Origin of the sequence: Thalassoglobus sp. JC818 (assembly GCF_040717535.1) — a bacterium.
Lineage (GTDB): Bacteria > Planctomycetota > Planctomycetia > Planctomycetales > Planctomycetaceae > Thalassoglobus.
Genome location: NZ_JBFEFI010000004.1, coordinates 369,488 through 391,869 on the forward strand (window position 1 = coordinate 369,488; position 22,382 = coordinate 391,869).

The window sequence follows — 22,382 nt, forward strand, 5'->3', positions numbered from 1 at the left end:
GACTCCACGGAAAAGTGAAGCCTCTGAATGCTCGCTAATTGAGCAACTTGTTCAGAGAAACGTTGCTCGGCGCACTCAATTCCCACTCGACAGGAAAATCTGGCCATTGATCGCCGCGCCGGGTGCGTCTCCGACAGCCAGATTGCCTGACAACGTCAGCGTGAGAGGCATTTCGCACGTCTGACTGTCACAGGCCTGATACCTGAGATTGAGGGAAACACTCACGCTCTCGGTAGCATCCGCAGGAATCGTCAGGCGACCTCGGATAATCGCACTCCCTTCATAGACCGACAATGCTTCGTCGATTCCTTCGAGTTGAAAGTCTTTCCCCTCGGGATAGACGATCTCCGTGAGCTCAAAACCTTCAGGAGATGCCACACTCAGCTTGGTTGGAATAATGAATTTCGGTCGGGCGGGATTTGCGTTCACATGCCAGCCTGGAGCAATTTGAATCACCACCGCCACCGGACACGATGAGCCCCGGGCTGCTTGCGCCAGCCCAAATAAGCCGACAGCTTCGATTCGTGGATGATCTGAAGCCTGACGCGGTTCGACGGTCAGTCCAGCGACTAACATGGAATTCCCCGACTCGCTCGGAGTTGGCTCCATCGGCTTCTCCGGAGCAGTATTCTCAGGCATTACTCCAGCCGGTTTCTCCGGTTCTGCTGGTCGCGTTTGGTCGACTGATTCTGACTTAATCGAAATTGGCCCGTCGACTTGCAAGTATTCATCCAAACCGATTGCGAAGAATGCCAGGCTCCCGGGTGACTGAGTGAATTGAGAGGCAAACGCAGCCAGTGTTCGCTGAGCGAGGTCGAGATACTTCCCGTCCTGAGTGATTTGATAGAGCTGCAGCAAGTTTCGAATGCTCACGCTGTTCCCGGAGGGGAGTGCGCTGTCATACGCGGATTTGGTTCTGGCAATTAGAGACTCGTGATCGTGGGCTGTGAAGAAGTAGCCTCCTTCGCGAACATCCCAGAAAAGAGACTGCTGTGTATCGGTCAGTCGACGGGCAGTGTTCAACCAACGTGATGATCCGGTCGCCTCGTAAAGTGCCAACAGGCCACTGCTCAGAAAGGCATAGTCATCGAGATAGGCGGGCAGCGGATTGCCATTGCGGAACGGGGTTCGAAGCAACCGCCCTTCGCGATCACGCGAGCGGGTCAGCACGTCAGTCGCCGCGCGTTCTGCAGCTTTGATGTAATCTTCTCGCTGAAACACCATCCCAGCTTTCGCGAACGCCCGGATCATCATTCCGTTCCAACTTGTGAGGACTTTGTCATCACGAAGTAATGGCTCCCGCTGTGTTCGCACTGCGAGCAATTGTTCCCGCATCAACTGCAACCGCTTCGCCATTTCTGCCTTCGGAATATTGAATTCGCGAGCGACTTCTGTCGTCGAAGCAGGTCGATGAAGAATGGCTCCGTGCTCGAAAACCTGTTCTTCTTCCAGTCCATACGCGGCTGCGAACACCGGATAGTCACTCGGAGACAACACGCTCTTGACTTCATCAAGCGACCAGACGTAGTGCTTCCCTTCGATCCCATCCGTTTCAGCATCGAGAGCCGAGTAGAAGCCCCCTTTCGGATCGGTCATTTCCCGTAAAACAAAGTTGAGAGTCTCCTCTGCAACGACTCGATCCTGTTCGCGATGCGTCCGTTCGTACTCATTCGTATAGACTTCGACCAGTTGAGCATTGTCGTAAAGCATTTTCTCGAAGTGCGGCACCAACCACTTCCGTTCGGTGCTGTACCGATGAAATCCGCCTCCGAGATGATCGTAAATCCCACCATTCGCCATTGCATCGAGCGTGTGGCGCAACTGCTTACCGAGTGCCTCCGATGACGACGCGTTCTTTGCTGCGTACGACTGCACAAGCAACAGCTTTGATGGAACCGGAAACTTGGGGCGATCCGGTGCACTGGGGCTGAAATCGAATCCGCCAAATTCTGGATCGTAGGCTGCAGCGACGGAGCGAATCGCCTGATTGACAGACTGCTGATTCAAAACCACTCCGCGAGCTTCGATTTGCGGATTGGAAAGGCGCCGAACTTCTTGTGAAATGACGCTGGCGGTCCGAAGAACATCGGTTTGACGTGTTCCCCAAATTTCCGACAGTTGCTCCATCACACTCGGAAAACCGGGCCGACCGGGCATATCTTCGGGCGGAAAATACGTCCCTCCAGCAATTGGATCTCCATTGGGAGTCAAGAACATCGACAGTGGCCAGCCACCTCCCTGCGATGAGCCAGCCATCTGGAGGTAGACCTGAAGTGCGAGCATGTAGATTTCGTCAACATCCGGTCGCTCCTCGCGATCGACTTTGATGTTGATAAAGTTCTCGTTCATGTAAGCGGCGATCTCTTCATTTTCGAAGACCTTCCGCTCCATCACATGACACCAGAAGCAGCTGCTGTAGCCAATCGAAAGAAAGATCGGCTTGTTCTCTGCCCGGGCTCGATTAAATGCTTCCGGCCCCCAGGGGTACCAGTCCACCGGGTTGTGCGCATGCAGAAGCAAATAGGGACTCGACTCGTGAATCAGACGGTTTTGATGACGTTCCTCTGCCTTGGCATCCTGCTGTTCGCCCGCCGATTTGTCAGCCGATTCTGCGCCGATCCGTGTTCCGCAAGAAGTTGTGAGGACGAGGAGGACAGCCAGAACCGATCCCCAACCGAACGAACGCGGTGAACTTCGTCTCAACGACGGTGAATTTCGCCGCAAGAGTTGAATGAGCATTTTGAGTCTCGTTTGCAATCAGAGAGTCGTTCACCTGCAGTTTATGCGATTCCCGATGAGAAATTCGATAGTGAAATTGCTGGCAAATGCACCTCTTCGCCAATTCATCCAGCTCCGCACCCACAGCGCAGCCCGAAACGATTCAGTCTGAATCAGAAAAAAAGAATGGACGACAGAACCGAAGATGGTGCCTATCATTTTCGCATGAACAGCTACAAAAAGTCGAGCCGCCAACGGTTCCATGAATATCGCCAGTCAATTGCGGGCCCAAAGAGTCAGACGAACAACGACGCTCCTGATCCGTCCAAGGACCCGGCCGAAAATTCGTATCCCAAGCACCGCCAGAAAGAGTCAAAACGACGACTCCGCACGTTCTGGCAGTTGATCACTTCATTTTGGCAACTGCTGGGACCGCATCGAAGAGCTGTGATTTTCTCGCTGGGAACACTTTCCGTATCGACCGCACTCGGACTGGTCCCGCCAGCCGCGACGAAGTTCATCGTCGACTCCGTTCTGGGTGACACACCGATCCCTTCGATTGTCATCGAAACGTTTCCGTTTGTGCAAAATCGCTGGACCTTCCTGCTGGCGATCACCGGAGGAATCGTCTGCATTTCTTTATTGAAGGTGTTGCTGCACATTTGGGGAAGATGGCAAGCGACCCGTGCGACGAAGCGCCTGCAGATGTCGATTCGCAAGCAACTCTTCGAACACGCGATCCGGCTACCACTGAGTACAGTTCACACGATGAAGTCAGGAGGCATGGCAAGCTTGCTTCGACAGGACGCCGGCAGCGTTGGTGATTTGATTTTCGGCCTGCTCTACAACCCGTGGCGAGCCATCGTTCAATTGATCGGCAGCCTGATCATTCTGCTTGTTGTCGACTGGCGACTTCTCCTCGGAGCTTTAGCTGTCCTTCCGGCGGTCTATTTGAGTCATCGCACTTGGATCACCGAAATCCGTCCGCGCTTCCGTGACGTTCGTGAACGAAGACAGGGAATCGACAGCAAAACGACCGAAACTTTTGCTGGAATTCGCATCGTCCGTGGCTTCAGTCGACAGCGAACAGAAACTGTTCGCATCATGACCGATCATCACCTCATGGGACGACAAGAGCTGTACGTCTGGTGGTGGATGAGGACGATCGAAGTCATCTGGGCCATTCTCATCCCAGTCGCTTCATCGGCATTGATTCTGTACGGAGGATGGCAAGTCATTCACGGAACCTTGTCCATCGGCGACTTGATGATGTTCATGGTTTACCTGCTCATGCTGCTGGAGCCGCTGGCAATTCTTGCGGAGAGTGCAGCTTCGCTTCAGGACAACCTCTCTGCGTTGGATCGAGTACTCGATGTGCTGGCCACCGACAAAGAAATGCCTTCGGACAAGCAATCAACCATCTTGATCAACGAGGAAGTTCGCGGGGAGATCAAGCTGGAGAATCTCGCATTCCGATATCAATCCGACACCGGCTGGGCTCTTCAAGACATCAATCTGACCGTCCAACCGGGGGAAGTCATCGCTTTGGTCGGTCCTAGCGGAGCGGGAAAAACGACGCTGTGCAATCTCGTTGCACGCTTCTACGATCCGACAGACGGGCGAATTCTGCTTGACGGTCAAGACCTACGCTCGATCGACGTCGAGTCGTATCGTGGGATTCTTGGAATCGTTGAACAGGACGTGTTTCTGTTTGATGGCACCGTCGCGGAAAATATTGCCTACGCGAAACAAGATGCCAGCGATGAAGAAATCGCCGCAGCTGCGCGGGCAGCTAACGCTGAGGAATTCATCTCGTCGTTTCCGTACGGATACGAAACGATCATCGGTGAGCGTGGTGTGAAGTTGAGCGGAGGACAACGTCAACGTCTTGCCATCGCTCGAGCCATTTTAGCTGATCCGAAGATTCTTATTCTCGACGAAGCCACGAGCAATCTTGACACTGAAAGTGAACGGCTCATTCAGAACAGCTTGCACGAGTTACTCGAACATCGCACAGCTTTCGTGATTGCCCACCGGCTCAGCACGATCCAAAACGCGGACAAAATTCTCGTTCTCGATCACGGACAGATCATCGAATCGGGAACTCATCTGGAGCTGATGCAACAGCAAGGACGCTACCACGATATGGTTCAGATGCAGCTCTCGCCTGAAGAGCGGCCACGTTTCAAAGAACTCCTCAACGGATGATCCCCTAAAATGTTCTTCCACGAGAGAGAGGTTTGTTTATGTGTAGAGACGGCTGCAATCTTCCAAAACAAACGCCTAGAAATTGGGGTAGAAAGTCACTCCCGCCAGAACGACAAGGAGCCCGACGACTCCCATGCTGGCTGTCATGGGAGTGATGTACTTCAAGCCCTCAGCTTCTGACATTCCGCTCATCTTCGTGATCACCCAGAAGCCACTGTCATTCATCCATGCGATCGGCTTCGACCCGGCTCCGATCGCACACGCGAGGTAGACCGGCTCGAATGGGAGCCCTCCGTCGAGGGCGATTCCGGACAAAATTCCCGCTGCAGTAATCATGGCGACTGAAGCTGATCCCTGAGCTGTTCTGATCGCCGTAGTGATGAGAAAGGCCAAAGTGCAGATCACTTGCGGGGACGCATCCGGCAGGTTCTGGATTAAGTCCGCAATTCCCGTCTGCCGCAGCACCTGACCAAATGCCCCACCAGCGGCGGTGATCAGAATAATTACTCCCCCACTGGCCAGAGCTGACTGGATCGATTTGGAGAGATCCTCGAATGAGGTTCGCTTCTGCCGAATGAGCACGCCCATTGCAATGATGGCGGAGAGAAGCAGAGCGATGTTCTTGTCTCCCAACGTCTCGATCACTCGTTTCGTTGACAGCGACAGATCGATTGGAAAGCTCGGATGGCTGACCAAAGTGTGCCCCGAAATCAAAATCACCGGCAAGAGAATGGGAAGGCTGGCCATCCAGAATCCGGGAAGTTGAGACTCGTCGACCTTCAGTGATTCCTCCAACTCTTCCAGTGAAAAATCGGGCGAATCTCGAAGAGGGAGTTCGCATCGCGAGTTGATAATCAAGGCATAGATGTACCCGTACACCGCACAAAACAATCCCACAATCGTGCCGACCAGAATCATCACACCGAGGTCGACTCCCAATTCTTCGGCCACCAGCAAGGGCCCGGGAGTGGGTGGAACGAGCGAATGGGCCATTGTCGCCCCGCAGACGATCGTTAGAACGTACAACAAGTAGTTCTTTCCGGTCCGCAGCCGCATGGCTTTGCCGAGAGGAATCATCAAATAGAAGACCGTGTCAAAGAAGACCGGAATTCCGAGGAAGAACCCGCTGAACGTGAATGCGACCGGGGCTGCCGGTTCTCCGCACAGCCGCAGCGTCGTCCGTACGATCCGATCGGCAGCGCCACTGTCAAGCAGGCACTTGCCGATGATTGCTGCCATCGCGATCAGGATTCCGATTTTCGTACAGGTGCTGCCAAATCCCGTCGCCACCTGCGCCCCGATTGTCGATCGAAGCTCTTTGCCGATCGATTGCAAATCGTTGGAATAAATCGCTCGCAATAGCAGTTTGTCGTCGACTGTCGCGTCCGACGTCTGCTGAAATTCAGCTCGCACCACACTGAGTTCAGGATCTGCCTCCGAGACAACTCTCGCCGTGCCGACAACTTCGTATCGCTGTGTTTTCGGGTCGAGCTGGACCACAGAAATTGTGGACCCCGGAGGCAATTGCTTCGAGGTCGCACCGTGAATACGCAGCTCGTCTGGCTGATCAGCGTCGACATGCACGACGAACGAATCATTTTCAATGAGATATCGCTGACGAGTCGATTCCGGAGTCAAAAATGCGACGACGAGTGCTGCTGCCACCAGTGCTAGAAACGCATGCAGCCGGAAAATGAGAATCGATCCGACGACAATGCACACTCCCACCATAAGGATGAAAACTGTCCCCCACGTCGAATCCAACATATAGCTCTCTCATTCGCATCAAAACTCAATGATGAAACGAGAATCCTAGCGTCTGCGGTCGACAAGTGAAACAACGTTTCTCTGACGGTGATTCAGAATGAACTGCTCGCAACCGGAGTGGCGATTTTATCGGAGATAGAAGAAGGAGTAATACAAAACCCCGCTGGACACGACGAAGACAGCAACTTTGATCCAGACTGGAAGATTGGCAAATGTAATCTCTGTCGGTCCTCCCTGAAGATTCGCAGCATCAGGAGCAACGACCGGAGCGAGGCCTCCTCCTCCGCCCGGAACATTCGCCTGACCCGGGACCGGATTCTGAAATCCGCCGCCGCCAGCATTGCCCGGGTCTCCGTATCCACCCTGATTGACAGCCACGAAGGGTCGATCTTCAGGGATGAACGGATTGTTGTCCCAGAGAATTCCGCAGTGCGGACAGTTTTGACCACTCTCGCTGTTTCCGGTGACCTCCTCACCACAACTCACACAAATCACGACGATGGACTCAGTGCTGAGGTTGAAGTTAGAGAGAACCTCCACGCCTTCCTCGGAACCAACATTTTGACTGTTGTCGTTCTGCATCTCCGGAGATGCAGACGTTTGATCTGATTGCGGGAATTCCAGCGGCGGAAGTTCGTTGCTTGACTCCATCTGCACGGCAGGCAGATTTCCGTCCTGGTAGAGATGTCGGTTTCGGATACTCAAATCGGTCCGGTCTGCAATTGACTCAAGGAACTCCTGAACCGACGCATTGGAGCTGTACTTCATGCTGATTTCGGGAAGATTCAGGACTTTGACTTCATCCCAACTCATAAAAACCAGTTGAATTCCGGAAGAGAGAACGTTTTTCGGTGCATACCGGATTCCTCCCGGCCCCATTCGATGCAGGTCAGCCCGAACGACGCGACCCGTTTGAGCCTGAATCAAAGCAGAGACGGGGAACTCGAAAACCATTTCGTTTTCACCACCATCTGGCGGATTCCCTGACTGAGCCCATGTTGAATCTGAAGCGAAGAGGAAGCACATCGCGACTGCGAGCGGCCCCATCGCACGAAAGTGAAGATAAATCGAAGTGCCCATCGAATCCCTCATGTGAATTCATCGAATAATCTTACGGAAAAAACAAAACGTAGTCTTACAGATATCAGACTATTGTAACTACGCAATGTCGCGAGCGACAGATGAAAATAATTTGTTTTTTCGGAAACTTCGTGCGAGCGGTCCCAGTCTTGGATTTGATTCCATTGACTTTACGAGATTTGGCGGACTTCTGACGGAGAAAGCACGCGCTGATTGGGAAATTAGAGTCGAAACGACTAAGATCGTTCCCTGAACCAAACAATTTTCGGAAAGTTTTTGACGGGCCAGAAGTACGCCAACTATTTACGAAGGGTCCGCGTGCGTGTTCTGGGAACAGAACGTATTCATCGGAACGGAAACTGACATTGGCTTGCGTCGCAAGAACAATGAAGATTCCCATTCAACCCACCTTTGCCTCACCGAAGCGGAATGGCGACGCCATGGCCATCTGTTCATCGTTGCAGACGGGATGGGCGGGCACGCTGTTGGAGAACTCGCGAGCCGAATCGCTGTCGATACGATTCCGCACACGTTTCTGAAATCGAATGATCGCGATGTCCGGGCGACGCTTCGCGAAGCCGTGCTCAGTGCAAATTCTGCGATTCACGCTCGCGGCACCCAGAATGCCGACTTTCTCCACATGGGAACGACGTGCACAGCCTTAACACTGAGTCGTCAGGGAGCCATCGTTGCGCACGTCGGAGACAGCCGGGCGTACCGCATTCGGCGAGATCGCATTGATCAACTGACCTTCGATCACAGCCTCGAATGGGAACTCGAGCGGAATCACCACAAGTTTTCTTCAGCGGTCGACTTGGCCCAACACAAAAACATCATCACCCGATCGCTCGGGCCGGAACCGACCGTTCAGGTTGACGTGGAAGGTCCCTACCCCGTTTTGCCAAACGACGTTTTTCTGCTCTGCTCGGACGGACTGTCGAACCTCGTCGCAGATGAAGAGATGGGAGCCATCGCCCGCGAACTCTCTCCCGAGAGTGCCGCCAAACTGCTCGTTCACCTCGCGAATATCCGCGGCGGACCCGACAACTCGACAGTGATCATCGCCCGCGTCGGGGAACTTCCCGCCAATGTGGAACCGGAATTCATCCCCGAAGAACCTGACGATCGGCAATCTCTCGGATGGGCTTGGCTCATCGGGTTCTGGGTCGTCGCCATGTTTCTGGCAGGAGGACTTTCGTTGCTGGCGATTCAACGCATGATTGCCGGGATCGCCGTCACTGCGTGTTCGTCGATCGCCCTGCTGGCACTGCTCGTTGCTTCCTTCCGGCAGACACGACAAAAGCTGCAAAGCGAATTTCGGTCACATGCCGGTCGACCACATCGAACGGCTGTCGCTCTCGATTCGAAACGACTGTTTGAGAGGTTGGCAGAAATCTCACGAGATCTTCAACGGGCTGCGCGCGAAGACGGATGGAACGTCAACTGGAAGCTGCACGATCAGGCAATTCAAGCAGCGGAATCTGCGGCTGAATCACTTCGCTACGCAAAGGCAGTCCGGCACGTCAGCCGGGCGATTGACTCGCTGATGGAAGAGCACCCTCACCCAGCATCTCCCACCAAGTCTTGAAACTCTCCCGAACCGGTTCACGAATTCGTCTTAACGTCGTTAATTCGAACTCGTTCGCACGCCAAAAGCTCTGACGAGCAATCGGACCTCAGATCGATTGTAGCAAGATCACGTGAGTGCGGAAAACGCACATGAACGGTCTACTCAAGCTCAAATTCTTCGTACGCAATTCCGAACGTCTCAGCAACCGGTCGACTTGTCAGCTTGCCTAGATGAGTGCTGACTGCCTCTCGAATCCCAGCGATCCGCGTACATGCTTGTTGAAGACCATTGTGCGCAATTTCCATCACGTAAGGGAAGGTGACGTTACAGAGCGCATACGTGCTCGTCCGACCGACTGCTCCCGGCATGTTTGTCACACAGTAGTGAACAACATCTTCTTCTACGTAGGTCGGATTGGAATGCGTTGTCGGTCGACTGGTTTCCACGCATCCTCCTTGATCGATGCAGACATCAATGATGACCGCACCTGCTTTCATCAGCTTCAAGTCGGATGCCGACACTAGGCTTGGGGCTTTCGCTCCCGGAATGAGAACTGCCCCGATGACGAGATCAGCGAGTTGAAGTTGCTCTCGAATGTTGTGTCGATCCGAGAAGAGTGTTGTGACGTTGGGTGGCATGATGTCATCGAGATAGCGAAGCCGATCGACATCAATGTCCATCAAGACCACATCCGCCTGAAAACCGGACGCGATTTGTGCAGCATTCTTTCCGACAATCCCTCCTCCCAACACCAGAATGTGTGCGGGGGAAACACCAGGCACGCCTCCCAGAAGAATTCCTCTCCCTTCCTGAGGACGTTCGAGATATTTTGCTCCCTCCTGAATGCTCATCCGCCCTGCGACTTCGCTCATGGGAGTTAAACAGGGAAGGTCTCCACGCTTGCCGCGCAACGTTTCATAGGCAATCGCGGTGACACCGGTATCCAGGACTTCGCGCGTCAGTTCTTCATCGGCCGCGAAGTGAAAGTAGGTCATCAACATCTGGTTGCGTCTTAAGAGCGGCCACTCGTCAGGCATCGGCTCTTTAACTTTGACGACCAGTTCCGCTTCACCAAAGATCGCTTCGGGACCAGAGACAATCTCCGCTCCCTGAAGTGCATATTGCTCATCCGGAATTCCGCTTCCCAAACCAGCTCCGCGCTCTACTAACACGCGATGTCCTGCTTTGGTCAGTTCCTCAACTCCCACAGGAAGCATCCCGACACGATACTCATCCTCTTTCACCTCTCGTGGAACTCCGACAATCATGTCTTTCTTCTCCCCTTGAGTATCGTTGCGACCGCTCTTCACAAACAGGCGTGAACAATCATCACTCACGCTGCAAACGAATCGCTCTCTGTCTCAATCATTCACCGATCATCGAAAGCTCGTCAAGTGTCGCATGTGCCGCTTCGCGATCTTCGGCGGTTACTCTTAACGATGCGCGCAAACAGCGACCGAATTCTCCGTGAGGAATGAGTGCGAAGAATTCATCCATCCGACTGCTCAGTCAAACGGATTGAATAATGCAGTTAAGGCGATCCATCGCTGCTGGATGTGACTAACTGCGGCGGAGACGAGCTCCCAGCTTGTTGATGACAGCCACGCATTCAGCACGTGCTTCGGTGAGTCTCTTCGGCGTTGGACTTTCACTTCGACAGTAGTCGAGCACGATCTGCTCAGCCCGCATTAACTCCACGCAAGCTTCTGGGATTTCGCTGGCGATTTCGGTTGGAATGGTTGTCACTCCATTCAAATCTCCGTGCAACAAATCTCCCGGATGAATCGCCACTCCGCCCACGGTTACAGGGACATTGATCTGTGGAATGTGGCAGTATCCGTGCGAGCAAATCGTTCCGTTTGTGAAGACGGGATAGTCAAGCACTTCAACTTGATCGAGGTCCCGCCCTGCTCCAGAAGTGATCAATCCGGCTGACCCGAAGGACTTGTACATCGTGCACATCACTTCGCCGAACGTGGCAGAAACAGTCGGCTCATCCAAATCCTGAAAGACCATGACTGGTGGTCCCGGCATGCTTGCGAACAGTTCAACCTGATCCGTGAGGCTGCCGTATGCATCGCTGGATCTGGGAGGCGCCTGACTCCGGAATGTGGACGTGAGAGCAAATCCGACCATCGGCGGAAGCTTCGGAAAACAGGCTCGGATGGAATCATTCATGTATCCGAGATTTCGCGGACGCACGTCGAACAACTCAATCACATTACAAACAGTTGGCGTATCGTACTTCGCGAGTTCTGCGAGAGTATCCGGAGTGAGCTCAGACATTTGTTCTCAATTCTTTTCTTCAGAGTGAACCAGTCATGAAAGTTCGTGTTCAACACCTCAATCGAGCAGACAGCTTCGACATGCTTCCTCAATTTGTGTTCAAGCAACGCGCTGCATCTCGATCAGAGTGAATGGCTGACGCTTGAGTCTATCAACCAGCGGACAGCGGTCCCATGATCTCGATTGGACCAACATTCCGCCACCCAAGCGAAGATTCAAACAGTGAAGATGTTCTCGTGCTGACTTCGATGCGCCCGGTCGATCGTCATAATGACGAAGCTGCGCATGTCTAAAGCAAGACGCCAGCGAAGAGTGAGATCGAATCCAGAGAACGAATTCCAAGGACGGAAAGCTCCTGGAGCATTTTCTGATTTTGTGTGCACAGAAAAGAGCAACTTGCTCTAGAACTCGCCGATCAATTCCTGACCGCTGCGAGTCACTAATCCGCGGAAAACTTCTTGATCGATGTTTTCGCTGATGAAACGTCCGCTTCCGTCACAGATCGCGAAGTGAGCCCCTCCCGGGTGTGCGCTCGCGAATTGAAATCGTCGTTCCACACTATCGGAGCAGTTTGTGAGTGGAGGATTCATACCGGGCTCGGCACAACCAGGTGAAGCTTTCCACCATCGTAAGACACCGCGAGCAAACCCCTGCCCGCCGCCACCACCAGATCCACCACCAGATCCACCACCAGATCCACCACCAGATCCACCACCAGATCCACCACCAGATCCTGAACCAGATCCTGAACCAGAGTTCATCGCACCACGAGCCCATCCTCCGAACTCGTCTCCGATTTCTCCTGCGATGATGGTCTGCGAAGACCCATCGGTCAGATCACGAAATCGAATGCTTGAGAGCGGATAGAGAACGCCATCGTCGCTTCCGGGTTCGGTGCCTGCGTTCCCGGCGTAGTGGCAATTTCCGTAACGGTCGTCGATCACCTGACTCTGTGGTTGCGACGGACACAGGTAAACAGACAGGGGTTGCCGGACAACTTCCGCGTTGCTGGAGTGGCTGAATCTCTCATTGAAATTGTAGGCTTGCCACAAGGCGGACTGTTCGACTTCATTCAGAATGCTAACCGGCCAGGTGGTGAGCAACTCGTTGTTTGACTCGCTGCCAGAACGTCCGAGAACTCCAAACGGAAAAACCTGATGGCTGCTGATGTAGTTGTGTAGCGCCAGTGAAATCTGTTTGAGATTGTTGCGACAAGCAGTCCGCCGGGCAGCTTCTCGAGCCTGCTGGACCGCTGGCAGCAGCAGTGCAATGAGAATTGCGATGATGGCAATCACGACGAGCAGTTCGATCAACGTGAAGGCCTTGACAGTGTTTCGTTTTGGATGTGAAGCGATGGAGTTCGTGCGGAGTAACATCAATGCTGGTCGTTCAACGTCAAAGCCAAAGTAGAAAAGATTCGGTCATGCGAGTCATCGCCGGATGACTCTCTCGTTCCGATCGAGCCCTATTGAAAACGAATGGCTTGGTATCCCGAACTCGCTTCTCCAACGCGATGTTTCTGAACGAACAACACGATTCGATTGTCGCGTAAGCTCGGGCGGAGTTTCTTATCGAGCGTTACGGTCCCGTCTGAGATTGGTTCGTCGTCATCAATGTTTCGAACCAGGACGCCGCGAGACAGAATGTTCTCGATGGGCTGAGTACCGGTCAAATCGTCAATCCATTCACCAATCTGCACAACGCGACCATCGTTCCCCGTTGCTGCCAGGCCGACAGCTGCCAGCGCTCCGATCATTCCGCCATTTGTGCCGCCCAGGCCTTCGAGGTGGATGGAACATTTGTCTGCGACTTCGATCGCTTCGTTCATCGAGACGATTTCAAACTGACATCGAAAGCCGAATTGTTTAACACACTCTGTCACATTCTCCGTCGAGGTGACACAGATCCCCGGATCACTCCCTTGCGCGAATGATCGCTTCATCAATTCACGGACTTGATGAATCAGTGAGAGCATCTGGCTTTCAAGCTCATCGAGGCCAAACCGAGGACTCAACAAGATGGAAGCGGCTCCATTCCGCGTTGTGCACGGGATTTGAACGTCCTGCAAGAGTTGGTGGCGAACAATTCGCTCGCACTTCCAGTCGCGAGCCACTTCCTTCGCGATGGCTTTGGCGAGTTGGTTTGTTCCTGGTGATTCCGCGTTGTCTGTGTCGTCAATTCCGATCAAGATCATGATTCGCCCCGCTCGGCAGTGTCAGTGCCAAAATCGCTCTTCCGTTGTAATGAAAACCAAACCAGCGCGCTGAAGAGTCCTGCTACCAATCCGCAGATTGGATAAGTGATGATTGCACTGCCAAACCAGATTTCAAACGGCTTCTTCCCGAGTGCTTCCAGCCCGGAGAGTTTCGCGCCGCCGCGTACGAACAGCGCCAGCAGATTCGCCGCCATCCCTGCCAGAGCACAGCCGATGAATACCTGTTTGGGAGACTTCGTTCTTTTAAGCGCAAAATCGAGTGCCGGACCGATCGCCATGAGACTGGTCAGTGCGCCGAAACTCATGCCGCGTAGGACTCCTCCCACATAGAAACCACCAACGAAAACAAGTGCCACTGCTGACATCAGTGATCCGGCCCCGTTTCGAGGCACCAGCGAGAGACCGCACAGCATCGGAAAAACGGAGCGTAAAATCGCGTGACCGGGCACCTTCAAATTCAACTCGATGAACATCGAAGCTGTGGCTACCATCATCCCAGCGATGACAAGAATCGCACCTTCTTGCACACTGAGCGAGTCGGAGAGTGCAGACTCGCCGACATGTGTTTCGGACGAACCGAAGAGCCGCAACCGAAATCTTGAATTATTGACCAGTTGCGGATTCAAACTGAGTACTGACGACGACATAGCGCAACGAGGCCGTAGCAGGTGCTGTTGGGGAATGACCTAGAACTGACCCCAAAATCTAAGAATCGTGCTCTGTCCGAAGATTGTCATCGATTCGCGAAGAGTTTTAGGACCGACTCTAGAAACTCTATATTTCTAGAGTCTACGGCGATCAGAAACCTCTCACAATGTCAGAGAAACATCAATCTCAACGGAAAATTCACATCAACAGGCACTCATGTTTCTCAATTGTGAATCTCGCTGAATACATTCGAGTGACAATCAATGGAGACCGCTGTTGATGAGTGATCTTAAAATGAGAGTTCGGAAACGAATCCTATGCGTCGTAAATGTCTGAGTAGAGCCGCGACCGGAACTCATGCCATTCCTGATGACGGTTCTGATTCGTGTCTGCATTGACGAGTTCGCAGGTCCACTCGTCCATTTTTCGGAGTCGACTCGACAGGATTCGAACGAGGTTCACCGCGATCTTCTCGGTGACTTCCGGAAGTCCTTTCCGGGCGAACTCGTACTGCTCCTTAGTCAAACACAAAGCAATCGATGGCTCACAACATTTGACCGTCGCCGAATGCGGAGCTGTCTCGAAGAATGACATCTCGCCGAAGACGCTTCCTGGCTCAAACGTCGCGAGCACGCTGCACGAATCGTTGCACTTCACGACTTCGCACTTTCCCTTCAGAAGAACCCACAAGCCCTGGTAGACCTTCCCTTCGGTAAGAATCTCAGCGCCCTCGCTGAACTCTTCATATCTGACGACATCACCGAGAGCCTTCAACTCGTCGGGGGTGAGGCCTTCCAAAATCTGTGACTTCTCAAGAGCTGAACGGAAATCGCGAATCGACTGAACCGACATGACAAACTCCTCATTGATTGAATTGCTTCCGGGCAGAGTTGACCATCAAATCAAATCCCTCCCAAAACAGTCGCGCGTCCCACTCGGCCAATTCCGAGAACATACGCTCCGACACGCAATGACACTTTCTTCTCGGTGGCAACATTCCACACTCGATTAAAGCTGCCAACCATAATCTTTTCCAGACGATCCCGAACTTCTTCGATTTCCCATTTGAAGTGTTGCCGATTCTGGACCCATTCGAAATAGCTGACCGTCACACCTCCAGCGTTTGCCAGGATGTCCGGGATGACCAGGATTTCTCTCTTCGCGAAGATCTGATCGGCATCGGGAGTCGTTGGGCTGTTCGCTGCTTCAACGATCAGTTTCGCTCGGACGTCCTCCGCATTCTCTCTCGTCAGCGTTCCGCCAATCGCAGCAGGAATAAGAACATCAACATCGGCCGCCAGTAACTCGGCGTTGTCCATCTCCTCCGCTCCGGGGAATCCGCTGACTCGTTTGTTCTCGGCGACATAGGTCAGAAGTTCGCGAACGTTTAGTCCTTCGACATTTTGAATCGCTCCGAACGCGTCTGAGACAGCAACAATAACCGCACCCATTTCATGCAAAATGCTCGCAGCAAAACTTCCCACGTTTCCGAACCCTTGAATCGCGATGCGAGCCCCTTTCACGTCGCGATCCATTTTCAGGAGCGCCTCACGGGTCACAATTGCCACACCTCGACCGGTCGCTTCTTCTCGTCCGTCTGCTCCGTGCAGCTCAACGGGTTTGCCTGTAACGCAGGCGGGATTGAATCCGTGAAACTTCTGATACTGATTCATGATCCACGCCATGATCTGCGCGTTGGTTCCCATGTCCGGAGCGGGGATGTCTGTATCGGGGCCAAAGATGTCGTGAATCTCGTCGACAAATTTTCGCGTGATCGTTTCCAGTTCCCGATGCGAAAGCTTCGACGGGTCAACAGCAATGCCCCCCTTCGCGCCTCCATAGGGAATGTTGACGACGGCCGTCTTCCACGTCATCAAAGAAGCCAAAGCCAGGACTTCTCCGGCGTCGACTTCCGGGTGGTAACGCAAGCCCCCTTTCATTGGCCCGCGTGCGCGATCGTGCTGAATTCGAAAGCCGATGAACGTTCCGATTTGCCCATCATCCATCTCCAGAGCAATCTGCACTTTAATTTCACGCTCTGGAGTCTTGAGCAATTTACTCATATTGTCAGACAATCCCATCACCTGGGCTGCCTGATTGAAGTACCGTTCAGCGTTTTCGTATGAACTCATTCGAATTCCAAAGTTCTGAGTGCATGCTTGGGGAATCTCAAAACTTCTCGCGACTCACGCAGCCTCAATTGCTGAATGAGAATCCGTGCAGAAGCATTGCATGAATGCAGCATAGTTCACCAGCAAAATTTGGCCTAGCAGACTTTCCACTCGAGTTCCGCGTCGGCGACCAAATCAAATGTTTGGAACAAATCACACTTGCAATCATCAGCCCGGATGTGAAAAGGTCCAGTGGCAAAGATGCATTTCTCGCTGCGCTATGAAACAATATTCTTGACCGTTCGACGTTCCAGCACGAAAGATTCCCTGCGAATGAGCTCGACACTGATCGCATTTATTAATGGTTTCGAGCCAACCAATGGGGCTCCGGTCCCCGAATATCCTGTTCCGCCCGTTTACGAACCGAGCTTCTTTGACTCTTTCTGGTTCTTGGTCGTCGGTTGGGGAAGCTGGCTTTATATTCCATTCCTTCTGTGGATGGTGTTTTACAGCCTGAAATACGATCCGGACCGCTACGTCTGGCTGTTCGTGATGCTCGTGCTCCAACCGGTCGGAGCGATTCTCTATTTCATCGTGCGATGGCTCCCCAGCAGCAACGTTCAGCTTCCCTCATTCACGCATCGATGGACCAAAAGCCGCGAGTTGAGACAGCTCGAGACAGCTGCACTTCAGATTGGGAATGCGCATCAGTTCATTCAATACGGTGAAGCTCTTCGAAAAGTTGGAATGACTGAAAAAGCTAACGAAGCATTTCAGGGCGCTCTCAAGAAAGACGGCAACAATCTGGCCGCTTTGTGGGGTGCCGCTTCCATGGAGTTTCAACTCGGCAAGTTTGCGGACGCCAAGGAAAAGCTGCAAAAAGTTCTCGAAGCAGACCCAACTTACAAATTCGGTGATGTCTCATTGCTTTACGGAAAATCTCTCCTCGCCCTGAACGAAAACGAAGCAGCCCGAATTCAACTTGAGAAGCACATTCAAAAGTGGAGACACCCGGAAGCGATGTTTCTGCTCGCCAAACTCTGCCAACAAGCAGGTGACAAAGACGAAGCTCGTACTCATCTTCGCGGCATGATCGTCGATATCGATTCCAGCCCGAAAGCGATTGCTCGCAAAAACCTCTTCTGGAGAAGCCGGGCGAAGAAAGCACTCCGGAACTTGTAGGCATTACAATCCTTCGGAAAACGATCAATCCACAACCGCTGTCATCATCGAATCGCTGCCCTACTCAACTGACTCTGGCGATTCACATTCTCCCGGTTGCAGACCAGAGATCTGCACCACTCTTCTCTCTGATCCACTCAACATTTAACGTCTGTTCGAATCATGAGTAGCCCAGCCAAAATCGGAATCGTCACCGTCTCTGACCGAGCCAGCCGCGGCGAATACGAAGATCGTGGCGGCCCCGCACTCAAGCAGTATTTCGAAACGGTTCTTTCATCATCTTGGGAAGCTGTCGCAGTCATCATTCCCGACGAACAGGATGTCGTCGAATCGGAACTCAAGAGACTGTCAGACGACGAAGGCTGCTGCCTGATTGTCACGACAGGAGGCACCGGTCCCGCACTTCGTGACATCACTCCGGAAGCGACCGAAGCTGTGTGTCAGAAGATCCTTCCCGGCTTCGGAGAGCTGATGCGACAAGAGTCCCTGAAAGCTGTGCCGACAGCCATTCTGTCCCGCCAAACTGCTGGAGTGCGTGGGAAAAGCCTGATCGTCAATCTCCCCGGCCAGCCGAAAGCGATCAAAGAATGCTTAGATGCAGTCATGCCCGCCATTCCCTACTGCATCGATCTCATCGAGGGGCCATTCCTCGAAACCAACGAGGAACATATCGTCGCATTTCGCCCCAAGAAGAAGTGACCGAAACGCCTGACTGTGGACCGCACGTTTCGCGATAAAAAGCAAGACCATTTTGCGAAACGGCGGCTCGCTGAAAATCGTTCATTCAAATCTTCACACGATTGCAACAATTGCAACAGAGAGCTCTTCCAATCTCTGATTTTCATTCGCGACCACGAAATTGCGGCGGGGAAATCTCCAGTCAAATCTGGAGTTGAGAGCGAATCCGGCAGGTTTCGCCAGTTTTGAGAATCGATTGGCCCGACACTTGCTTTTCTCACACTCATCAGTCGCATGGAACTCGCGACACCCCTTTCCTTCTCCCCCGATCCCAATCCTTTTTCAACGGTTTGACGCATGGATGCGAAGCTCCGGACGGGCATTTTTTGCCTCGTGCTGACTCTCTTTCCACAGATTGCCTCAGGGGCCACGGCAAAGTCACGGAACTTTGTTGTCACTGCTCCCACTGACGAGATCGCCTCCAAAGTCGCTAAGTGCGCTGAAATCTGGCGGAAAGATCTCGCTGTGATGTGGCTCGGTCAAGAACTGCCAAACTGGTATCGTCCTTGTCCAATCAGCGTGAAAGTCGGTCAGATCGGAGCCGGGGGTTCCACAACTTTCACCTTCGACAACGGCGAAGTTTTCGGTTGGAACATGAAAGTTCAGGGCACGCTCGAGAGAATTCTCGATTCGGTAATCCCGCACGAAGTCAACCACACGATCTTCGCAAGCTACTTCCGTCGACCACTCCCTCGCTGGGCCGACGAAGGAGCAGCCACTCTCGTCGAACACGATTCAGAACGGGCTCGCCAGTCAAGACTGCTCGATCAGGTAATCCGCACTCATCGACGCATCCCGCTCCCGAAACTGCTGACGATTCGAGAATACCCCGAAGACATGCACGAAGTCTTAACGCTCTACGCGGAAGGCTATTCACTCGCAGACTTCCTCGTCTCTCAGAAGGGCACCAACGGCCGGGCGATTTTCCTGCAGTTCCTCGAAGACGCTCACAACAGCAACTGGGAAACAGCCATCGCCAAGCACTACGGCCACCGGACAGTCGGACAGCTCGAAGAAGAGTGGACCGGCTGGGTTCTAGCCGGCAGCCCGGAATTCCAGATTCCCGATGGCCAACAGCTGGCCGCCAATTCAGCACCGAACGTCACAGCTGACCTGGGAGAACCTGCCGAGATGGTGATTCGCTCGCAGACTCCCGATGCGCCACAACCGCTTCCGATGTTCAACCGCGAACTGCGAACAGCTTCATCGAACCCACAACTTGAAGCTGTCACTGTCAGCCGCACAGCCGAGCGAAACGAAGAAGCTTCGGCCAATCAGAACACACAAACCGATTACTCACAAAAGACTAATGCTCGTGGGGACGCTGGGGAATCCCGTCCTCGGTCGATCGAAGCACCCCGCCCACAGGCTGCCCTGTCGCGGAATGCTTTTGTTCCGACCGGAGACGGGATCTCCAGTCACGCCGACTCCAACAGCTACCGCTTCCCCAAAGTCCGATCCTTCTAAAGCGATCCAATAACCCGATCAGCACGGACAATTCTTCGAAGCCAAAGAGCCCGCTCCGGAAGGACCAGAGTGAGCTCATGACAGTTGGCCACCGGTGACTCACCGGTGGCTAAACCGCACTTCTAAATGGCCGAGTCCGGTATGGCTTGCCGCTCCGCCGTGTCTCAATATTCGTTTCTACGGATAGACGATTTCTGATGTCGAAATTAGTCACCGGTGAATCACCGGTGGTCAACGCTATGTTGCAACCGGTGCGTGAGATGTTTCGATTCAGTTTACCCGTTCTTCTTTTTCAAAAAGTTCTTGTCACAAGTTCGTTCGTTTCGCGCTCAAGTGAGTGTCCTGGTTTGATTCACGGTTTTTGCGTGAACGAAATTTTCAAAGTCAACGACGAAAAGTGACAAGCATGTCGAATCCGCACTATCTCCACGGCAGCCGCATCCCGTTTCCGATGTACCTCACGCTGCTGAACGCGTTTCCCAAACTCAGCTCGACCGAAACTGATCGGCAGTGGCTTCGACGTATTTCTCAGAACCGGATGTTTCATCGCCGGTATGAACAAGAACTCACCAAACATCGCTTCAATGTGGAAATCAGAAACGCTGTGCACATGCGATGGCTGATGCTGGCCGGAGCGCAGAGAAAGGATCGTGCGGCGGGCCATCATCTGGTGAATGTGCGAACGCCCGGCAGTCAGAATGTGAAGCAGACAGTCGCCACTCGGTACCAACGAGAGCTTCTCGATAACAACGGAAACTTTCGCTTTGCCGATGAAGCTCTCGATCTAGTCGTCGCAGAATTCGATCCCAGCACGCCCAATAACGGAAGCATTTTCTGGAACGGGATTGACGAGTGCAAACTCGCCAAGCTTGTCGATCAGTGGAATACTCAGATGGGAGCAGAGATCTACGGACAACTCGAAGCGACGACACTCGTGCGTTACCTGAATGGTCGATTCGAATGGGAACCGAACTTCGCCAACTACATCACTCGCGCATCCGCTGAGCTCGGCAAAGCGGCCCGGGGTCATGTCACCTCTGTCGTTCGTTGCGGCCTGCGGGATACTTCAGTCTTCACGACGACCGAATTGCCAGCGATGCTCGCAAGGATGAAGAATCAGCTGCGAGCGAGACAGGATCCGGAAGTCACGGACATCAGCATCGTCGTGATTGAGCCGAAGACGTTCGAAGAACGGCCAGTCAAAGTGTTCACGAACGATGAAATCACGATGATCCCGATTATCAGCCGGGCGCAGGGCTCCCAATTCATCAACGGGCGGAGCGATTGTGTCGTCAAAGGGCGACTGGATCTCGACGTACGCGTCCGCGAACACTTCGCAGGACGACCAGACACCAAGCCCAGTACTGCGGCAATTAAAATCATGAAAGACTTCAAGAACATGCTGCACGGACCATAACGGGAGTTGGCGTTTCAACGAGTGATCGTTCGATCGCATGACGCAATCGTGTATAGATGGGGATTGCGACTTCATCAACGATCACCCCACTCGATGAAACATTCAAAGCCTCAAAACGTGGTCCAACTCCCACTCTGGTCCATTGTCTGGAGCAGACGAATTGCCGGTTGCATAGTGAGTCAAACTTCCAGCGACGCTGCATCACTCCCTGACGACAGATTTGTTTTCATTTCGTTCGACGGTTCGTTTAGAATTGAGGACATGAGCACAGATTGTGAGAATCTGCAAACAAGTCGGGAGTGGGCACGTGGCTGGCAAAACAATTCTCGTCCGTGAGGCATTTCGCCCTGTCTATCGTGAGCTCAACGAGTTGGGTAAGCGAGGCGACAAACGATTCAAGCGTCTCCCTCCTCAAAACACAATCGCTCCCGACAAAGTGAAGTATCCGCTGGTCCGAATCTTTCCCAACGGCGACGTGATCGGAATTCATCCACAACTCAAAAAGTACCTCAATGACTGCAAAGTCACCGGGAAAAGAAGGAAAACTGGCCCGACGACTGTGGAGTCACACCACCTTCTCGAAGATCGTTTAATGAAGCACCTGGGAATCCACACGAACGAAGGACTCTGCGTGGCTTTAGAGCAGGTTGATCACAGTTACTATTCCGGCGAGCTACCAAGACACCTCCCACGCGGCGACTTCATGGCAGACATCGACGTTGTCTATGAAGCAAGCTGTGAAATGTACAAAGCAAGCGGACATCCGGAATGGATTCCGATCATTCGCCATTGGTTGAAGTCCAACCGAATCAAGATCCTGAACCACTACTCAACCACGGATGTTGCAGGAGCAACTGACAAGGACCGCAAACGAGTTCAACGATTCTTTAACAAGCTATAGTCATCTATCAGCGAGTTGAGCTTCCCTAACACTTCAACTCCTGAACGAAGTTTCTCGCTACGACAAGTCATACT

The 22,382-nt window shown here is 53.1% G+C and carries 18 protein-coding genes; 7 read left to right on the top strand and 11 right to left on the bottom strand.

Going from position 1 to position 22,382, the window contains the following annotated elements; all coding sequences use genetic code 11:
* Positions 1 to 75: 75 nt before the first annotated feature.
* Positions 76 to 2,739, bottom strand: a complete 2,664-nt coding sequence (locus AB1L42_RS12500) for a DUF255 domain-containing protein (RefSeq protein ID WP_367055651.1) — start codon at positions 2,737 to 2,739, stop codon at positions 76 to 78.
* A gap of 165 nt (positions 2,740 to 2,904) precedes the next feature.
* On the opposite strand from AB1L42_RS12500, the gene AB1L42_RS12505 reads away from it, so the two are divergent.
* Positions 2,905 to 4,926, top strand: coding sequence for an ABC transporter ATP-binding protein (locus tag AB1L42_RS12505; RefSeq protein ID WP_367055654.1), 2,022 nt, complete (start codon positions 2,905 to 2,907; stop codon positions 4,924 to 4,926).
* Between the two features lie 75 nt (positions 4,927 to 5,001).
* Here the strand turns inward: AB1L42_RS12505 and AB1L42_RS12510 are convergent, their stop codons facing one another.
* On the bottom strand, positions 5,002 to 6,693 hold the full coding sequence (locus AB1L42_RS12510) for a GntP family permease (RefSeq protein ID WP_367055657.1): 1,692 nt from the start codon (positions 6,691 to 6,693) through the stop codon (positions 5,002 to 5,004).
* Positions 6,694 to 6,819: 126 nt separating this feature from the next.
* Positions 6,820 to 7,773, bottom strand: coding sequence for a hypothetical protein (locus AB1L42_RS12515; RefSeq protein WP_367055660.1), 954 nt, complete (start codon positions 7,771 to 7,773; stop codon positions 6,820 to 6,822).
* Between the two features lie 322 nt (positions 7,774 to 8,095).
* Between AB1L42_RS12515 and AB1L42_RS12520 the strand changes: the two genes are divergently transcribed.
* Complete coding sequence (locus AB1L42_RS12520; protein ID WP_367055663.1) at positions 8,096 to 9,361, top strand: PP2C family serine/threonine-protein phosphatase; 1,266 nt, start codon at positions 8,096 to 8,098, stop codon at positions 9,359 to 9,361.
* 140 nt (positions 9,362 to 9,501) lie between these two features.
* Here AB1L42_RS12520 and ald read toward each other — a convergent pair whose 3' ends face one another.
* The 8 genes from ald to AB1L42_RS12560 form a co-directional block, all read right to left on the bottom strand.
* Positions 9,502 to 10,611 carry an alanine dehydrogenase gene (ald, locus tag AB1L42_RS12525; RefSeq protein ID WP_367056650.1) on the bottom strand — a complete coding sequence of 370 codons (1,110 nt, stop codon included), beginning with the start codon at positions 10,609 to 10,611 and terminating at the stop codon, positions 9,502 to 9,504.
* 97 nt (positions 10,612 to 10,708) lie between these two features.
* On the bottom strand, positions 10,709 to 10,840 hold the full coding sequence (locus AB1L42_RS12530; protein ID WP_367055666.1) for a hypothetical protein: 132 nt from the start codon (positions 10,838 to 10,840) through the stop codon (positions 10,709 to 10,711).
* 63 nt (positions 10,841 to 10,903) lie between these two features.
* Positions 10,904 to 11,629, bottom strand: coding sequence for an RraA family protein (locus AB1L42_RS12535; RefSeq protein WP_367055669.1), 726 nt, complete (start codon positions 11,627 to 11,629; stop codon positions 10,904 to 10,906).
* A 401-nt stretch (positions 11,630 to 12,030) separates the two neighbouring features.
* Positions 12,031 to 13,005: a DUF1559 domain-containing protein gene (locus AB1L42_RS12540; protein WP_367055672.1), complete on the bottom strand. Its 975-nt coding sequence runs from the start codon at positions 13,003 to 13,005 to the stop codon at positions 12,031 to 12,033.
* An 89-nt stretch (positions 13,006 to 13,094) separates the two neighbouring features.
* Positions 13,095 to 13,823: a hypothetical protein gene (locus AB1L42_RS12545; protein WP_367055675.1), complete on the bottom strand. Its 729-nt coding sequence runs from the start codon at positions 13,821 to 13,823 to the stop codon at positions 13,095 to 13,097.
* Positions 13,820 to 14,317: a hypothetical protein gene (locus AB1L42_RS12550; RefSeq protein ID WP_367055678.1), complete on the bottom strand. Its 498-nt coding sequence runs from the start codon at positions 14,315 to 14,317 to the stop codon at positions 13,820 to 13,822. Before AB1L42_RS12550 ends, AB1L42_RS12545 begins: the two co-directional genes overlap by 4 nt.
* Before the next feature lie 490 nt (positions 14,318 to 14,807).
* The gene (locus tag AB1L42_RS12555; RefSeq protein ID WP_367055681.1) at positions 14,808 to 15,344 is read right to left on the bottom strand and encodes a cyclic nucleotide-binding domain-containing protein; all 537 of its coding nucleotides are present in this window, start codon (positions 15,342 to 15,344) and stop codon (positions 14,808 to 14,810) included.
* A 50-nt stretch (positions 15,345 to 15,394) separates the two neighbouring features.
* Complete coding sequence (locus AB1L42_RS12560; protein ID WP_367055684.1) at positions 15,395 to 16,624, bottom strand: Glu/Leu/Phe/Val dehydrogenase dimerization domain-containing protein; 1,230 nt, start codon at positions 16,622 to 16,624, stop codon at positions 15,395 to 15,397.
* A 312-nt stretch (positions 16,625 to 16,936) separates the two neighbouring features.
* Between AB1L42_RS12560 and AB1L42_RS12565 the strand changes: the two genes are divergently transcribed.
* The 5 genes from AB1L42_RS12565 to AB1L42_RS12585 all read left to right on the top strand — a co-directional run bounded on the left by AB1L42_RS12565 (position 16,937) and on the right by AB1L42_RS12585 (position 22,308).
* Positions 16,937 to 17,785 carry a tetratricopeptide repeat protein gene (locus tag AB1L42_RS12565; RefSeq protein WP_367055687.1) on the top strand — a complete coding sequence of 283 codons (849 nt, stop codon included), beginning with the start codon at positions 16,937 to 16,939 and terminating at the stop codon, positions 17,783 to 17,785.
* A gap of 162 nt (positions 17,786 to 17,947) precedes the next feature.
* Positions 17,948 to 18,484, top strand: a complete 537-nt coding sequence (gene mog / locus AB1L42_RS12570) for a molybdopterin adenylyltransferase (RefSeq protein ID WP_367055690.1) — start codon at positions 17,948 to 17,950, stop codon at positions 18,482 to 18,484.
* 336 nt (positions 18,485 to 18,820) lie between these two features.
* The gene (locus tag AB1L42_RS12575) at positions 18,821 to 19,990 is read left to right on the top strand and encodes a hypothetical protein (protein WP_367055693.1); all 1,170 of its coding nucleotides are present in this window, start codon (positions 18,821 to 18,823) and stop codon (positions 19,988 to 19,990) included.
* Between the two features lie 406 nt (positions 19,991 to 20,396).
* Positions 20,397 to 21,407 carry a hypothetical protein gene (locus AB1L42_RS12580; RefSeq protein ID WP_367055696.1) on the top strand — a complete coding sequence of 337 codons (1,011 nt, stop codon included), beginning with the start codon at positions 20,397 to 20,399 and terminating at the stop codon, positions 21,405 to 21,407.
* A 307-nt stretch (positions 21,408 to 21,714) separates the two neighbouring features.
* Positions 21,715 to 22,308, top strand: a complete 594-nt coding sequence (locus AB1L42_RS12585; RefSeq protein WP_367055700.1) for a hypothetical protein — start codon at positions 21,715 to 21,717, stop codon at positions 22,306 to 22,308.
* Positions 22,309 to 22,382: the final 74 nt, after the last annotated feature.

Excerpts from the sequence above, each read along its gene's own strand:
- AB1L42_RS12500 (WP_367055651.1), bottom strand. The coding sequence starts at position 2,739 with ATGCTCATTCAACTCTTGCGGCGAAATTCACCGTCGTTGAGACGAAGT.
- AB1L42_RS12505 (WP_367055654.1), top strand. The coding sequence starts at position 2,905 with ATGGACGACAGAACCGAAGATGGTGCCTATCATTTTCGCATGAACAGC.
- AB1L42_RS12510 (WP_367055657.1), bottom strand. The coding sequence starts at position 6,693 with ATGTTGGATTCGACGTGGGGGACAGTTTTCATCCTTATGGTGGGAGTG.
- AB1L42_RS12515 (WP_367055660.1), bottom strand. The coding sequence starts at position 7,773 with ATGGGCACTTCGATTTATCTTCACTTTCGTGCGATGGGGCCGCTCGCA.
- ald (WP_367056650.1), bottom strand. The coding sequence starts at position 10,611 with ATGATTGTCGGAGTTCCACGAGAGGTGAAAGAGGATGAGTATCGTGTC.
- AB1L42_RS12530 (WP_367055666.1), bottom strand. The coding sequence starts at position 10,840 with ATGGATGAATTCTTCGCACTCATTCCTCACGGAGAATTCGGTCGCTGT.
- AB1L42_RS12535 (WP_367055669.1), bottom strand. The coding sequence starts at position 11,629 with ATGTCTGAGCTCACTCCGGATACTCTCGCAGAACTCGCGAAGTACGAT.
- AB1L42_RS12540 (WP_367055672.1), bottom strand. The coding sequence starts at position 13,005 with ATGTTACTCCGCACGAACTCCATCGCTTCACATCCAAAACGAAACACT.
- AB1L42_RS12545 (WP_367055675.1), bottom strand. The coding sequence starts at position 13,823 with ATGATCTTGATCGGAATTGACGACACAGACAACGCGGAATCACCAGGA.
- AB1L42_RS12550 (WP_367055678.1), bottom strand. The coding sequence starts at position 14,317 with ATGTTCATCGAGTTGAATTTGAAGGTGCCCGGTCACGCGATTTTACGC.
- AB1L42_RS12555 (WP_367055681.1), bottom strand. The coding sequence starts at position 15,344 with ATGTCGGTTCAGTCGATTCGCGATTTCCGTTCAGCTCTTGAGAAGTCA.
- AB1L42_RS12560 (WP_367055684.1), bottom strand. The coding sequence starts at position 16,624 with ATGAGTTCATACGAAAACGCTGAACGGTACTTCAATCAGGCAGCCCAG.
- AB1L42_RS12565 (WP_367055687.1), top strand. The coding sequence starts at position 16,937 with ATGAGCTCGACACTGATCGCATTTATTAATGGTTTCGAGCCAACCAAT.
- mog (WP_367055690.1), top strand. The coding sequence starts at position 17,948 with ATGAGTAGCCCAGCCAAAATCGGAATCGTCACCGTCTCTGACCGAGCC.
- AB1L42_RS12575 (WP_367055693.1), top strand. The coding sequence starts at position 18,821 with ATGGATGCGAAGCTCCGGACGGGCATTTTTTGCCTCGTGCTGACTCTC.
- AB1L42_RS12580 (WP_367055696.1), top strand. The coding sequence starts at position 20,397 with ATGTCGAATCCGCACTATCTCCACGGCAGCCGCATCCCGTTTCCGATG.